14 protein-coding genes are annotated in these 14,503 nt (G+C 39.8%); 7 read left to right on the forward strand and 7 right to left on the reverse strand.

The features are described from left to right. Window positions 1-233: 233 nt before the first annotated feature. Window positions 234-1,250, forward strand: a complete 1,017-nt coding sequence (locus B3L97_RS03440; RefSeq protein WP_024822693.1) for a DUF128 domain-containing protein — start codon at window positions 234-236, stop codon at window positions 1,248-1,250. Window positions 1,251-1,318: 68 nt separating this feature from the next. On the opposite strand, the gene B3L97_RS03445 is transcribed toward B3L97_RS03440, so the two are convergent. The 5 genes from B3L97_RS03445 to B3L97_RS03465 form a co-directional block, all read right to left on the reverse strand. Beyond that, window positions 1,319-1,759: a GNAT family N-acetyltransferase gene (locus B3L97_RS03445; RefSeq protein ID WP_024822694.1), complete on the reverse strand. Its 441-nt coding sequence runs from the start codon at window positions 1,757-1,759 to the stop codon at window positions 1,319-1,321. 97 nt (window positions 1,760-1,856) lie between these two features. Next, on the reverse strand, window positions 1,857-3,086 hold the full coding sequence (locus tag B3L97_RS03450) for an HAD-IIA family hydrolase (protein WP_024822695.1): 1,230 nt from the start codon (window positions 3,084-3,086) through the stop codon (window positions 1,857-1,859). Window positions 3,087-3,169: 83 nt separating this feature from the next. Further along, entirely contained in the window at window positions 3,170-3,760 is a 591-nt protein-coding gene (locus B3L97_RS03455; RefSeq protein ID WP_024822696.1) for a DUF6448 family protein, read from the reverse strand. 94 nt (window positions 3,761-3,854) lie between these two features. Further along, window positions 3,855-5,948 (reverse strand): LssY C-terminal domain-containing protein, encoded by a 2,094-nt coding sequence (locus tag B3L97_RS03460; protein ID WP_286845980.1) that lies wholly within the window; start codon window positions 5,946-5,948, stop codon window positions 3,855-3,857. 18 nt (window positions 5,949-5,966) lie between these two features. Beyond that, window positions 5,967-7,091, reverse strand: a complete 1,125-nt coding sequence (locus tag B3L97_RS03465) for an MGDG synthase family glycosyltransferase (RefSeq protein WP_286845982.1) — start codon at window positions 7,089-7,091, stop codon at window positions 5,967-5,969. A gap of 225 nt (window positions 7,092-7,316) precedes the next feature. On the opposite strand from B3L97_RS03465, the gene B3L97_RS03470 reads away from it, so the two are divergent. The 4 genes from B3L97_RS03470 to B3L97_RS03485 all read left to right on the forward strand — a co-directional run bounded on the left by B3L97_RS03470 (window position 7,317) and on the right by B3L97_RS03485 (window position 10,610). Beyond that, on the forward strand, window positions 7,317-7,664 hold the full coding sequence (locus tag B3L97_RS03470) for a hypothetical protein (RefSeq protein WP_024822699.1): 348 nt from the start codon (window positions 7,317-7,319) through the stop codon (window positions 7,662-7,664). Between the two features lie 151 nt (window positions 7,665-7,815). Continuing rightward, complete coding sequence (locus B3L97_RS03475; protein ID WP_286934017.1) at window positions 7,816-8,946, forward strand: ABC transporter substrate-binding protein; 1,131 nt, start codon at window positions 7,816-7,818, stop codon at window positions 8,944-8,946. A 53-nt stretch (window positions 8,947-8,999) separates the two neighbouring features. Then, window positions 9,000-9,836 carry an ABC transporter permease gene (locus B3L97_RS03480; protein WP_286934018.1) on the forward strand — a complete coding sequence of 279 codons (837 nt, stop codon included), beginning with the start codon at window positions 9,000-9,002 and terminating at the stop codon, window positions 9,834-9,836. Between the two features lie 9 nt (window positions 9,837-9,845). Next, window positions 9,846-10,610 (forward strand): ABC transporter ATP-binding protein, encoded by a 765-nt coding sequence (locus B3L97_RS03485; RefSeq protein WP_286934019.1) that lies wholly within the window; start codon window positions 9,846-9,848, stop codon window positions 10,608-10,610. Between the two features lie 53 nt (window positions 10,611-10,663). Here the strand turns inward: B3L97_RS03485 and B3L97_RS03490 are convergent, their stop codons facing one another. After that, window positions 10,664-12,046, reverse strand: coding sequence for an SH3 domain-containing C40 family peptidase (locus tag B3L97_RS03490; protein WP_286934023.1), 1,383 nt, complete (start codon window positions 12,044-12,046; stop codon window positions 10,664-10,666). 363 nt (window positions 12,047-12,409) lie between these two features. Between B3L97_RS03490 and B3L97_RS03495 the strand changes: the two genes are divergently transcribed. Continuing rightward, on the forward strand, window positions 12,410-13,657 hold the full coding sequence (locus B3L97_RS03495; protein WP_286934026.1) for a phenylacetate--CoA ligase family protein: 1,248 nt from the start codon (window positions 12,410-12,412) through the stop codon (window positions 13,655-13,657). A gap of 35 nt (window positions 13,658-13,692) precedes the next feature. Then, window positions 13,693-13,824, forward strand: a complete 132-nt coding sequence (locus tag B3L97_RS03500) for a hypothetical protein (RefSeq protein WP_274532067.1) — start codon at window positions 13,693-13,695, stop codon at window positions 13,822-13,824. Between the two features lie 131 nt (window positions 13,825-13,955). On the opposite strand, the gene B3L97_RS03505 is transcribed toward B3L97_RS03500, so the two are convergent. Further along, window positions 13,956-14,498 carry a flavodoxin family protein gene (locus tag B3L97_RS03505; protein ID WP_024822705.1) on the reverse strand — a complete coding sequence of 181 codons (543 nt, stop codon included), beginning with the start codon at window positions 14,496-14,498 and terminating at the stop codon, window positions 13,956-13,958. Window positions 14,499-14,503 lie beyond the last annotated feature (5 nt).

Below are 14,503 nucleotides of genomic sequence, written 5' to 3' on the forward strand. Positions count from 1 at the left end.
TTGTTATAGGTTAATATATTAATACGATTTTGTCAATCTAGTATTATTTGAATAAAACACCCTATAAAACCTTTTAAAAACCTCTTTAAAAGGTTTTATTACGCTATAAACAAAATAAATAGAAATATTATATGCTATTTCTATTTATCTATCGGACAAACGCTTCCGAAAATTTTTAAACCTTTTAAACGTATAATTATAAATATAAACATTTTATGGAAGGAGTTTTTTTCATGATTTCCAATGAAAGGTATCCATCTACAGTAATAGAAATTCTTAGAATCCTCTATTTTTCAGAGGGACTTCAACCATCCAGCGTTATCCGTTCTCAATTGGAAGAACGAGGATTTGAGCTCGACTCTAGAACTGTTCGCTATCATCTTTCCAATATGGAAGACGATGAACTGATAAAACGGAAAGGAAATAGAGGCGCTTTACTTACTGAAAAGGGGACAAAGGAAGCGAAGATGCTCTTTGTTTTCGATAGGATTGGGACTCCTTCTTTCGAGACAGAAAAGCTCTCTTCTCAATATTCTTACGATAAAAAGAAAAAGAAGGGACGTATCGTAGTGAATTGTCTGCTTTTGGAACAAAATAAAGTAAAAAAAGCCTTGACAGAACTTCGAAAAGTTATAAAAAACGATGTTTTTGTTTCGCCGCTCGTTGGGCTTATTGCAGAGCCAAGGCAAATTTGGAATTGTGATATTTCTCAAGATTATGTTGGACTCGTATGTGTCTCTTCCAGAAACTACGACATTATCCTTCAAAAAATGGGCATTTATATTGAAACGACGGCCACAGGTTTATATCGTCTTGAAAATCAATCCCCTCGTGGCTTTACCGAAATTATATCGCATACAGGAACAACCCTGAGCCCTGGGGAAATACTTATCCGCGGGAAATACACATCTGTAAGCCAATTGACAGAAAAAGGGAATGGTCTGGTAACCGCCGCAATTAAAACATTTCCGTCTTTTTTGTATAAAGAGCTTCAAGCTGCACTGGAAGATCTTGACCCTTCTATTTTCTCAGGCCTTCTTTACCATAGCGGACTTATCCCTCCCTCATATCGCATTAGCTCAAGGGATCGGAATAAAGGATTCATGGTCATTTATGGCGGAGCCAACCTCTTTGCGCCTCTTATAGAGAAGGGCATTACTACCGACCTTTCCATTGCCAGCGGTTTATACGAGGCTGAAAAATTAACTACTATAGAGACACTATTCGAATCTCTACCTAAATATATCTAACTTTTGATACGCCGTCTGGCATCTGGTACCTCGCATGAAGGGGCGCACTCAACCAGACGGCGTATACGCTACCGAGGCAATTCTATATAAAAGCTGAGGCCATGTTCCTGAAAACCCAACTTCCGGTAAAGGTCGTGAGCTTCTTCTCTCTTGATATTGCTAGAAAGAGTTAACTTATAACATCCCTTTTCCATAGCCAATTCCATGGCTCTTTTCATAATCATAGTACCGATCCCTCTATGACGATAATCTTTATCTACCACTACATTTCCAACTACAGCAAAAGGCGATCCGCTATGTCCTAAATTCTCTGCTACTAAGAGACTAAAAACACCGACTACATACTTATGATCATCAAGAGCAACAAAAAACTTGTAATAAGAGTACTGTTCCATTTTGTACCAAATATGTTTTGCTTCTTCAAAGGATATGTAAGATTCGGAATCCAGCTCTTTTAAAAGATCCAATATCCGGCCAAGATCCTGAGTCACCGCTTCTCGTATAACCATCTCTGCCCCTCCTCTTCCTATCCTCTTTTACGTAAAGAGGTCTTTCGTACTATACGAAAGAACCACCAACGGTCCCCCGCTTTAAAACTTTTTAGTTTTAGCGAATAAAAGAATTTCTACTTTTTATTAAGGCATCTTTTAACCACTGGGGGTGCATCGGCATTAAATCTGAAGGCAATTCCTGAGGGCTAAAAAAGTTTACATCTAGAGTTTCAACCCCTCTTCTTTTTATGTGCCCCCCTATTAATTCACACTCAAAACAGATGGTTATAAAGTGAGACGTACACTTATTTGGATAGCATATAATTTGTGAGAAAGGATCTGAATAAACACCAATAAGCCGCTTTACTCGCACCCTCAGCCCTGTCTCTTCCAATATTTCTCGAACAATGGCCTGGTCCACCCTTTCTGCGGGTTCTACATGTCCTGAAGGAATGCCCCATAGTTCATTATCAGCTCTTCTCATTAAAAGAACTCGTCCTTGATCATCAAAAACTATGCCTGCTACTCCTGGTTCCACTTTTTCTGGCCAAGGAAAAGAAGGTAAAGACCACTTTTTTATAAGCACCTGAGGGTTAAAAAGATCTATAAGAGAGTGAATACGAGCATCAGCATTTCTAAAGTCTTTTTCAAAGGGGAAAGGCATGTGATCCCCCATAAGAATAGCAGAAATTCCAGCTTGATGAGCCCCTAAAATGTCTACTTCAGGGCTATCTCCTATCATCACAACTCGATCAGAAGATACCGTCTGCATCGCTTCGTAAAACATAGGCGGATAAGGTTTACCAATGACAACAGGATTTTGTCCACAAGCGACTCGTAATGCTTCTACCACAGCTCCTACAGCCGCAAGAGGACCATACGCAGAGGGAAATGTTTTATCTACATTAGTAGCCACAAAAAGAGCGCCGTTACGAATAGCAAGAGCTGCCCTCCTTAATTCCCTCAACGTAATAGCGTCTCCCCAACCAGTCACAACTGCGTCACAAGGTAATTGATCCACTATGCTTATTCCTGCCTGTTCTATCTCCTTTTTTAAAGGCTCATCGCCTAATACCCATACTTTAGAAACTCCCTTCTTTGCTAAAAAACGTGCAGTAGCCCAACCAGAAGTCACTATTTCTCTCTCATCAGCCTCAATACCCATTCTGTTCAAACGTTGAGCGATAAAGTTTCTCCCCGTGGGATTGTTCGTCAGGAATCGAACAGACTTGCCTATTTTTCTTAACCTATCTAGGGCTTCTATGGCACCATATGTCGGTTCTCTACTAATATAAACGACTCCGTCAAGATCCAAAAAGAATACGTCAAACAATTCAGCAATCATATTTCATCCTCCCAATATATGCCTTACATTGCGCGTTATCATCTTTATTGTATGTCTCTTCTCACCTCATAAAGATCGTTTCTTCATCTGAGATGTTTATGAGGGTGAACTCCCATAGTGAGGGCATGTATACCCTCCACATAGTGAATAAACGTTATATATGCCTCTACAAACTCACGGCCAGCTTCTAGAGAATTTTCAGCGTGACCTTTTAACTCCCACGCTCGATGAAACTTTTCTTCTATAGCCCGTTTCACGTGGTCTGGCATACGTGTTGAAAGTTGAGACACATCTCCCGTATCAAGGGCTTCATCTGCTAATCGAATCACAGGTGGAACTGTATCACTTGACTTTAACCCTTCGTATGGTTCTCCCTCAGAAGCTCTATGAATTCTCACTAAAGTCTCGAAAAAAAATCTCTCAGCTACCTCTTTAGCATCCATCCCCAAGGTTGAGACTTTCCGAGCAAGTTCAAAGGCTTTTCGAACTTCCTCTTCATCATCGTGCCGAACCCATTTCAATGCATGCAAAACATTTCCATCGGCCAAAGCCTTTCGAGCTGCCTGTACTACAGGACCATCTAACGTGTCACAATGGGCTTCCACTCTACGGGTTTTCAACAAAAGAGTAGTAACAACACCTACACCGATAATAACTACCAAACTTATGCTCATATTCCTCTCCTCCTCATTTTTTATTTATATTATTTACTACTAGATAGTCACCACTAAGAGAAGCCACCATCTCGATACGCTTAAGGTACTCCAGTCAAGGAGAAAGATATACAATATAGGCCTTTCCATCGGAAAAGAAGGGATCTCCTATAAAATTTTTACCTAAAACTGGGTCGACAAGTTGTATTTTCTTAAACTGGCTAACATGCCCATAATCCTGAAGGTTTTGAAAAAGATATTCTCTTTCTGAGTCAATATTAGGTTCTATATGATGAGTAATGCCCCATTTAATGCCACTGTCAAAACTAGCTGTTCCTACAAATAAAAAGTTACCTTCCTTCGACACGTAACCTGTATTCCAAAAACGAGCATGGTGTCTTCTACGAACACTTCTCTTTTCTGTAGGTTTTTGAAAACCTAAATCATTAACATCCTCATTCCAGAAAGATGGGGTCATTGGAGCTGTATCATATTCAGAATTAGAGAGTGCTGACCAAGCCACACGATATAAAGAAATAAAATTAACCTTATCGGCAACAAACCAACCAGCATCTCTGAAAATAGTTATTAAATGTTGAGGATCTTCAACATACAATATAAAGCTAATAGGCTCCTGCCGCCCCCCCGTTATTGTCTCACTCCAACAAGGGAAAGAATCGCTCGTGAAAAAAGGCGCTTCTTCAAAATGCATCACTTTTGGAGCTTGCAAAGGCGTTTTTAAAATAGTTATTTTTGAAGGATAATAAAAGAATCCCATTAATACATAAAACACGATGAAAAAGAGACCGCTGAGGCAGGAATAACGTTTAGCGTGTTTAGAAAAATGTTTTTTCAATTTTTGACTTCCTGCCGAAATTTGCTCTAAAAAACTCACTGAAATAATCAACCACATTAAACCGATTAAATACCCACCATAAACATCGCTTGCATAATGTACTCCAAAATAAAGACGGCTAAAACCGATTGCTAAAACAACAAGAAGTGCTCCAGAAAAAATATCTACTTTCTTTTTCCATTCATGGGTAATCCGTATTAACGCGTAGGCTACAAAGCCATAAAGAGCTACAGCTGAAGAAGCGTGGCCACTTGGAAAAGAGAAAGAATGCTCCAGATACATAGCAACATCTGGCCTTGGACGATGGAAAGCCATTTTGCCTAATGTAGTAAAAAGTTGACTTCCAGCTAAGGTCAACCATAAAGGCAAGATAAAGTTGTTCTTCCCCCAAAACCATGCAATCAGACTTAAAGTAAAAGCCAAACTTATTACTATAAAAGCATTGCCTAGTAGGGTAATCCAAAAGAAAATACGACTTAAAAAGGGATGACGAAGCAAGGTAACAAAATGTGCTATACGAATATCGGCGGCAAAAACAGGCTCTGAAGTAACAACGTCTTCAATAATGCCGAGTAAAAGGATCACTATGTAGAAAAACGAAATGGAAAGAACGGTAAGCGGCAATCCACTAAAAACTCGTCGATCAAAACGCCTCTGTATAAAACTTAAAAGATGGGGATGATTTTCGACGAACTGCTCTATCTCAGGGTTCTTCCTTATGGCATTCGCCGCAGCTATCCTTATATCTTTTAAAAACCTCAATATATATTCACCATATAGCAGCATAAATTTTTTTACCATATGAAACAAAAAGAAAAGGAGGCAAAAACCACCAATCCAAAACCATATAGAAGTACCCCAAACTTCTACTATCTGCCAAACTCTTCCTATCATTACACCACCATAAAGGGAGCTTCCCGCCCATAAAAAAGTCCCTATAAAATCCCATAGCAAAAAAAGGACTGGTGGCATTTTTTTAAACCCGGCGATAAAAGAAATAAATATGCCTTTAGGAACCATAAATCTAGATAAGAGAAGTGCCTTTTTTCTGTTATTTTCAAAAGATAAGCGGTTTTTCTGATAAAGAGAACGCACAACAAGAAAACGTTTCCTCACAATATCTTTCTCTGAAAGTCTTCCCCATAAAAAGCTAACACTGTCACCCATCAGAGCACCCAGCAAGGCACAAACAAAAAGAGCATGGAAATTTGAACTCCACCTTGAAGCAAAAAAACCAACGAGACCTAAAATAACTGTTCCTGGGAAAAATAAGCCCATAAAAGTAAAGTCGTCTAAAAAAGAGACAAGTACAATAAAACCATTAAGTAGAATAGAGTAATGGTTCATAAGCATAAAAAGCCTCCTTTTTATTCATATGCCTTCTCCCAAGATATAGTCGACTATATGAGAAGCTGCATGAGGGTAAGATATAGTTCCAGCCCGCCCTCGCATATCTTCTAATCTAAAAGGTTGGTCATAAAGTTCTTCTACTATATCCGCCACCTCTTCCTCTGTTTTAGCCAATATTCCAGCTCTCTGTTGTTCTATATAATTGGCATTTTCGGTTTCTTGATAAGGGATGGGATCAAACATCAATATAGGAACTTTTTTGACTAAGGCTTCACTAATTGTAAGCCCTCCTGGCTTTGTCAAAATAAGGTGAGCAACAGACAAAAAATCATTCATATTATCCACAAAACCGTATTTTTTTAAGGAAATTTTTTCGCTCGAGTTAAAGTGTTCTAACTTTCCAAGGAGATCTTTATTTCTACCAGCTATAAGAATAAGATTCATTTCCATATTCGAACGAAACAACTTTTCAAGTATTCGTGTAACATGAATATCGGGGATAGCGCTCATTACAAAGAGCAAGGTAAAACGGGATTGGGGCAGACATAGATTCTTCCAAATATTTTTTTTTGTCACTTCGGTTAGAAATTTTTGTTCTATAGGTATGCCTGTCTTTAAAATCCGTTCGTTCTCTACACCAAGAGATAAAAGACCTTTTTCTACTACAGAACTGGCTACAAAATATTTTTCTACACCTTCATTGCACCACATTTTATGGAAGCCATAATCCGTAACCACCACGTAGAGTTTCCCTTTATATACTCCATTTTTTTTAAGGTTAGATAAGACATTGGCAGGGAAAAAATGAGTGCATATAGCAGTCATTGAAGGATTATCCCGCATATACTGAACAAATCCCTCCACATTAAGCATACTCATATAATCAATAAATTGAACAACGTTGCTGTCCCCTCTAGATTGATCAGTAAGTCGAAATACTCCCTTCAAAGCAAGGTGAGCATGCTCGCTTATAATATCGTACCCGCTGCTGTAGACCCATTTAAAGAACCTATTTGAAAAGACAAGAATATCGGTAAGTACATTCGAAACGTGCCTCTCATCAAAAACTTCTCGTAAAGCGACGGCAGCCGCTTTATGCCCAGCTCCAGCATAAACATAAAACAAACCTACTGGCCTTATGGACATATATAAAACTCCCCCTCTCCTTCCTCTTCTCTCTTCTACCCCCAAATATCCCCCCGAAGACTTTCTGTTTTTTATTGACGAGAGAAAAAACTAAAAATACAATAACAAAAAGTCTGATTTTTTTCATGAAACCACGGTCGCATAAATCTTTTATAAAATAATTCTCTGTTATCTATCATTTAGATTTCTTGAACAAAAGGGGAGGCAAAGGAGGAAAAGCTGCAAATGAAAAAGATTGTTCAGTTTATCATATTTTCGATTTTTTTGATGTGGGCACCTTCTATTATTTTTGCTCACCCACCACAAAGCATTATTTTGGAATGGGATGATGTAAATAAAACACTCTTAGTATATGTAACTCACTTCGTAGATAATCCTCAACGCCATTTTATTAAAAAAATTCGTATTGAGGTAGAAGGGAAACTTCTAGAGGAAAGAACGTATACCGATCAAAAAGAGTTCGGCGGACAAAAAGATATTTTTAAAATAGATTCTACGTTAACCCCCAAAAAGATAACAGTAATTGTAGAGTGCAACCTCTTCGGGTCTATGAGGAAAGACTTGGAGCTATAAATTTATAGCTTACAAGCCAACCTTTTCCCTTTTCTATTTCTATTAAACTTTAGTATTGATTTCACAAGAACTCAATGGTAATATTCAATAGTGCATGCACATGATAAAAAGTAATAAGATTTATTCCATTATTAGGGAGGTTGGCTATCCTATGAAATTACGTTCTTTAAAAGCACACGGCGTGTGCTTGTCATCCTTTGTTTTTGTAATTGCCCTATTTGTTTTTTTTATGAACGTCCCTCTTTATGCTGCAGAAGAAGTCCCTATTATTCACTTTGCATGGGATTTTGATCTTCATGCGGGAGCTCTTCTTGTGGCTACAGCTCGAGGAGAAGCTTTTAAAGATAGTGGCGTTTATTTGAAACCTCTTGTAGAAAAACAGCAATATGAACTTTATAGTAACGGGGAAAAACTAGCACTTCTTGAAATGGTGGTAACAAAGGGGAGCTCTGAATCAGCTGTTCTACTCGGTCAGAAAAGAATCAATTGCTGCGTCAACTCTATAACAGGAATGATGTTTGCCCGCGATCAGGGAACGCCCGTACAAATTTTATGTCCAATTCACGTAGATGGGATTGGTCTTGTTTTCCCCCCAAAGACAGATTTTTACGGATGGGATGCTGTAGAAAAATATATTAAGGAATCGAAAACTCCAGTTCGCTTAGGGTATCATTCTCCTGCCAGTGCCCCACGCGTTGTTCTCGAAACAGCCTTGAAGAGAGCTGGTTTGAAAGTGACAGAAAATCCGAATGACTTTGATGCTGAAGTTTTACTTGTAGATCTAAAAGGGTCAAGAAATTTATTGCCAGCTTTTACAGGAAGTCAGGTAGATGGATGGGTCGGTCCGTCTCACTATCCTGAAACAGCAGAGGTTCAAGGAATAGGAAAGATCGTGTTGAACCTAAAAGACTTTCCTCCACAAGGTCAGTGGTACGATTTCCCCTGTTGTACGCTCGCCGCACGGGAGGACTCTATTAAAGCGCATCCAGAAATCTACCAGGCACTGACACAACTCCTCCACAACAGTGCCAATTGGGCTATGGAAAACAGAAGAGAAGCTGCAAAAATAAATGCTGATATTATTGGTATTCCACAAGAAGCTGTAGAAGCAGCTACCATTGTGTTCACAACCACTCCTACAGAGAAATGGATGGAAGGGGTTAAATTGTACGTAGACGTATTAAACGATCTCGGCAAGTTTAATGGCGAAATGAAGGGTAAAGATTTTAATGATATACGGAATTTTTTCTTTGACTTTAGCTTTATTAACAAAGTGAAATAAAAGAATGAGGGGGGATCCCCCCTCATTCTCAAGAAAAAACAGGAGTGATTGAAATGAAAAAATTCGCCATCAAAACCGGATTTTCTCTTATTTTACCCTTCTCAGTCTTGCTCATGTGGGGACTCCTTGCTAATAATGTTGCTAATCCCATGATTCTTCCATCATCGACGGATGTTTTAAAACAATTTCTCGCTCCTGAAGAAAGCCTTATAGGTCTTGGCTCTCTAATGACAAATATTGCGGTTAGCCTTATTCGTGTACTCCTTGGATATATAACTGCAGTATTCATAGCTCTTCCCCTTGGCATTCTTATGGGATACAACAACAAAGTATACTATTTTTTTAATTCATTTATAGGCCTCTTCCGTCCAGTCCCACCTATAGCTTGGGTCCCTTTAATTTTGGCTTGGCTTGGATTATCCAGCTTCGCTACTCTTTTTGGTGTTCGACAGGGTCCTTGGTACGTGTATCTCAGTAATTTTAAATTATCCATGGTCTATATTATTTTTCTGGGAGCTTTCTTCCCCATTATTACTAGTGCTATCCATGCTGTAAAAAACGTTCCCCAAACCTATATTGATTCTGCCCGCGTACTCGGTGCCGGGAAAACAGATATTTTTAAGAAGGTTCTTCTTCCTGGAGCTGCTCCTACTTTAATGAACGGCATGAGAACCGGGTTAGGTTCTGCTTGGAGTTGTCTCGTTTCCGCCGAAATGTTACCCGGAAGCTTGTCTGGCGTGGGATATCTTATAACTCACGCATATGAGCTTGCTCGTGTCGACATCGTCATTACAGGTATGATTTGCATTGGCGTTATTGGCGCCCTGCTCGATCTTGGATTTAGATATATGGAAGAAAAGAGATTTGCTTGGCAGCATGTAGCTAAATAGGAGAGAATTATGATACCAATTATCCACGTAAGAAGTCTCAGAAAAACATTTTCTACGAGTCAGAGCGAAAAAATATGTGCACTTGTAGATATTAACCTCGAAATACAGAAAAATGATTTTGTCTGTATAGTAGGCCCATCTGGATGTGGCAAATCCACACTGTTGCGCATTATAGCTGGCCTAGAAAAAGCAACTTCCGGAGAAGTCTCTTACCAAGGGGAGTTAATCTCATGTCCAGGAAGAGAGCGTGGGATGGTTTTTCAGGAATACTCACTTTTCCCCTGGCGTAATATACTCGATAATATCGGCCTTGGTTTGGAATTTGCAGGAAAATCCACTGAAGAAAAACAGCAGAAAAGTATGGAGTACCTTAAACTTGTGGGACTTGAGAAATTTGGGAAAGCTTTCCCCCATGAGCTTTCTGGAGGGATGCGCCAAAGAGCCGCTATAGCGCGGGCTCTGGCTAATGATCCTGAAGTGCTCCTTATGGATGAACCCTTTGGAGCATTAGATGCTCATACGAGAATTTTGCTTCAACAAGAACTCCTTCGCATATGGGAAGCTCATAAAAAAACAATTCTTTTTGTAACTCACAGCGTAGATGAAGCAGTGTTTCTTTCCGATAAAATTGTTCTCATGAGTGCCAGGCCAGGTGAAATAAAAAGAATTATAAACATAAATATACCAAGGCCTCGAAAGCGATCTGACCCTACTTTCGGAACTCTCACATATGAAATTCTCAACATGTTGAACAAGGAAATAGTTTTACAGTAACGCCTCATGATCTCCCCTTCAGATAAGCCACTCTATCCCCAGAGCGGCTTATCTTATTTATCACCTAAAATAACAAAATGAGATACCCTTTCTCCTATTCTCGTCTCTATAAGCTCTCCTTTTTCACTTTTTATTCTTGGGTTTAAGGGAGTAATAACAGCCCTTCCCACAATATGCGAATATTCTTTCCCTTCCTCTAAAAAGCGAAATCTCCAGACGTTGTGCAGGAAAATAGGCATGCCATAATACTCTCCAATGTAAAGCATAACATGCCCTGGCATAGTCGCTAAAGTACGAAAAGGAATGCCCTCTTCTTTTATTCGCTTTTCCTTTAGACATACTGAAAGATTTTGTACATCTATTTTTTGCCCTATTTGCCCCTGAGCTTTTGAATTTCTTGGAAGCCAAATGCCAAATACTGTAAAAAAATCTCGAGTTGTGGCACTGCAATCTCGTTTTAAATTTAATCCGCCCCACCCATAAGACTCCCCTATAAATTGAGACGCAATAAAAGCGGCGTTCCATTTTGTCATGGGAAAAGGTTTGGCAACAGCAGCTTTTTTATCTAAAGACACGCTCCTGAAAAGAGCATTTCCCCCGCTTCCTCGAATGGCTATTAATACCTCGTAGCAATCTGCCAAAGTTCTGTCTCGGGAAATAGGCAATATAGTTCCCACTTTAGACAGAGCATAAAAAACTCCTTCACTATCGAGAAGAGGAACATTATCTTTCACTACTACACATAAACTATGTTTTTTCCATTCCTCAATCTGAGCCTCTGAAATCCAAGCCAAACGACGTATATCCATCCATCCAGAAGCAGTGGAGGCATTAACGAAAGCCCACATGCCATCTTTTGAGATATGAGAGACAAAAAGGGGTTCTCCTGGTTGAACAGTAGAGTTTTGAAGGTAGTCGAAGGGATACCCTTCTCCAGGCTCATCGAAAGAATAAAAAAGAGGATCCTGTGTAGGGAAAACTCGCAGGTCCGCCTCTTCCACACTTATGGCCTTACGATTGAGAGTACCAAAAGATTCAATAGAAGCATTATCATGCTGAACTCCAAACCATTCCCTTGATCGAGGCTGCCGATTTTCCCCAAAAACTTTTCTTCTGGAAAAAGCCCGAAATCCCCAAAGCAGCAAATCTACACCCCCGACAGGTTTATCTTGGGACCATGGAGCGAAAAATTTCTCATCAAAATAACGGTTACATGCCATTTGTTTTTCTTCACTTATAAGGCGCTCTGAATAATCCCTAGAAATAGTACAAAAAGGGCTCTGACTCATAAATTCTAGGCCAGAAACATTTTTATCTGCTCCGCTAGCTTCTGCTGAGCAAACAATAAGAAAAGCAAAAATAAAAAGAGACACGACACAAAAGAGCACAATAAAAAGGGGGGGTAACTTGTTAATAGACACATATAATTTATTCATCAGTTTTGGTCAACTCCTTCTCTCCCTTTGAAAGGATTAGCAACGTCGTTAAAATATTTTTTATCATACTATCTCACTCTACAGACTGTTTGTGTGTGATAAAAGTCTATTTGACTTCTATAATTTTCCATGATATAAGTTTTAACAATATTCAGCTAGTTTGGAGGATCTAATCAAGATGTTGAAATTGCAAAAGATTGCTTCTTCTAACTGCTTTTTGGGATATTATTACGCCAGCGTGGGACCCTACTGGAGGGCCGACGCCTAGAGCGTGTTGGCTTTTACCAGGGCCGGGTTCCCTACTCATAGGGAGCTTGGCCCTTTTTTTATGCTTTTAACTACAAGAAAAGGTGGAGATAACAAATGGATGATATTAAGGAACAAGTCTTGCAGCAACTTCAACGCGTAGTACAAAGGGTCTGGGATTCTAATAGCTTATATAGGCGCAAAATGGAAGAATTAAATATTCTTCCAGAAGACATTAGATCTATGGACGATTTTAAAAAACTCCCCCTTACCACGAAACAGGATTTACGAGACTCCTACCCTCTCGGCATGCTAGCATGTCCCAAAGAACAGGTTGTAAGACTTCACGCTTCTTCAGGCACTACAGGAAAACCTACCTTCGTTCCTTACACTCAAAAAGATATAGACATGTGGAGAAAATGCATGGCAGAACGTCTAGAAACAGCTGGCGTAAGATCTAGCGATGTATTCCAAATTATTCTCGGTTACGGCCTATTTACCGGGGCTCTCGGTTTTCATTATGGAGCAGAGCAATTAGGTGCCATGGTTATTCCTTCTGGTGGAGGTTTTACAGATAGACAACTCCTCCTCATGGAAGATGCTGGAACCACTGTCTTTACTAGCACCCCGTCCTATGCTCTCTACTTAGCAGAGCGTATAGAGAAAGAAAATCTTCGAGCTCGTCTTCGCCTGAGATTAGCCATTCTCGGGGGAGAAGCTTGGACTGAAGATTTAGGAGAGCAGATAGAGAATATGTTAGGGGTTACTGTTATAAACTCTTATGGACTATCTGAAATTATGGGGCCTGGAGTAGCGATGGAATGTCCCGAAAAACAAGGCATGCACTTTAATGAACAGCATTTTTATATAGAAACTATAGACCCCAAGAGAGGCACCCCTCTTCCTGATGGAGATTTAGGCGAGATGGTTGTTACGACCTTGACTAAAGAAGCTTTCCCCCTTGTTCGGTATCGCACAAGAGACCTTTCGTCGCTGCGCACGGAGCCTTGTCCATGCGGACAAAAAGGGAAACGCATCAATCGTGTCGCTGGAAGAAATGACGACATGCTCATTATTCGCGGCGTAAATATTTTTCCTTCTCAAGTAGAAGTGGCTCTCGCCCATGTAGGGGGGATTACTCTTCACTACCGCATTGAAGTCTGTGACCGTAATGGTATGCCCGATCTAACAGTTGTTTGTGAATCCCAAAACCTTCTTGCTGAAACAGAAAAGAAACTCTTAATGGAACAGGCTATTTGCGTTCTGAAAGAGAACCTAGGCATTCGAGTAAACGTACGAATAGAAGATCCCGAAGCCCTTGGCAGACATGAAGGGAAAGCTCTTCGAGTGCTTCACGTGGCTTAATGTTAGAAACAGAAAATACAAAGGAGATAACTATCATGGCGAAATCAAATGAAAAAAAAGCTTCTCTGACTAGAATAGACAAAAGATACGATCCCAAGGAAAATGAATTTGATTTTGAGGGACTTTCCTTCGCCTATCGAGAGGTTTTAAAGAATGAGCAACGATAGCGTTTATGGTTATAAAAGGCCGCTCGAAAATGAACGATCTAACGAGATCCTTTCGAGCGGTCTTACCACTGTTCTTCTTCAAACAGAAACACGCATCTGCTCTAATTCATCACTATACAGTACGGTTATTTTTAGCCCTTCACCGACGCTCCTAACGAAAAGGCCTCGTTTAAGGCATCCTGATTTTGAGCAACAGGCAACAACTCGGAACAAGCCCCAACGACCCCACCAAAATCCATTTCTAGCCAATCACAAATATCAACATACATTTTCTCAACAAGTTCTGGACCTAAATTAGGTAACTCCCCCCCATAAGTCATAACAAGAAAGATTTTTTTACCTTTAAGTTTCTCATAATCCGCTGCATACAAGCGGTCCATAAATAACTTCAACTGGGCCGAGATATTCCACCAATAGATAGGTGTAGCTAAAACAAGAACATCTGCCTCATATACTTTGGAATACAAGGAGCTCATATCATCATCAATAACACAAGGGGCACCTTGCTTTCGCTTACAGGCATTACATGCTGTACATGGAGCTATATGTAAATCGTGAAGAAAAACAGTCTCCGCTACAACTTTTTTTGAAGCGGCTCCCTCTACAAACTTCTCCAATAACGCTGCTGTGTTTCCCTTTCTTCTAGGACTTCCTAACAGAGCAAGTATTTTCATTACTT

The organism is Aminobacterium sp. UBA4834, from assembly GCF_002400205.1.
Lineage (GTDB): Bacteria > Synergistota > Synergistia > Synergistales > Aminobacteriaceae > Aminobacterium > Aminobacterium mobile.

Excerpts from the sequence above, each read along its gene's own strand:
- B3L97_RS03440 (WP_024822693.1), top strand. The coding sequence starts at position 234 with ATGATTTCCAATGAAAGGTATCCATCTACAGTAATAGAAATTCTTAGA.
- B3L97_RS03495 (WP_286934026.1), top strand. The coding sequence starts at position 12,410 with ATGGATGATATTAAGGAACAAGTCTTGCAGCAACTTCAACGCGTAGTA.
- B3L97_RS03460 (WP_286845980.1), bottom strand. The coding sequence starts at position 5,948 with ATGCTTATGAACCATTACTCTATTCTACTTAATGGTTTTATTGTACTT.
- B3L97_RS03485 (WP_286934019.1), top strand. The coding sequence starts at position 9,846 with ATGATACCAATTATCCACGTAAGAAGTCTCAGAAAAACATTTTCTACG.
- B3L97_RS03445 (WP_024822694.1), bottom strand. The coding sequence starts at position 1,759 with ATGGTTATACGAGAAGCGGTGACTCAGGATCTTGGCCGGATATTGGAT.
- B3L97_RS03500 (WP_274532067.1), top strand. The coding sequence starts at position 13,693 with ATGGCGAAATCAAATGAAAAAAAAGCTTCTCTGACTAGAATAGACAAA.
- B3L97_RS03470 (WP_024822699.1), top strand. The coding sequence starts at position 7,317 with ATGAAAAAGATTGTTCAGTTTATCATATTTTCGATTTTTTTGATGTGG.
- B3L97_RS03505 (WP_024822705.1), bottom strand. The coding sequence starts at position 14,498 with ATGAAAATACTTGCTCTGTTAGGAAGTCCTAGAAGAAAGGGAAACACA.
- B3L97_RS03465 (WP_286845982.1), bottom strand. The coding sequence starts at position 7,091 with ATGTCCATAAGGCCAGTAGGTTTGTTTTATGTTTATGCTGGAGCTGGG.
- B3L97_RS03475 (WP_286934017.1), top strand. The coding sequence starts at position 7,816 with ATGAAATTACGTTCTTTAAAAGCACACGGCGTGTGCTTGTCATCCTTT.
- B3L97_RS03450 (WP_024822695.1), bottom strand. The coding sequence starts at position 3,086 with ATGATTGCTGAATTGTTTGACGTATTCTTTTTGGATCTTGACGGAGTC.
- B3L97_RS03480 (WP_286934018.1), top strand. The coding sequence starts at position 9,000 with ATGAAAAAATTCGCCATCAAAACCGGATTTTCTCTTATTTTACCCTTC.
- B3L97_RS03455 (WP_024822696.1), bottom strand. The coding sequence starts at position 3,760 with ATGAGCATAAGTTTGGTAGTTATTATCGGTGTAGGTGTTGTTACTACT.
- B3L97_RS03490 (WP_286934023.1), bottom strand. The coding sequence starts at position 12,046 with ATGAATAAATTATATGTGTCTATTAACAAGTTACCCCCCCTTTTTATT.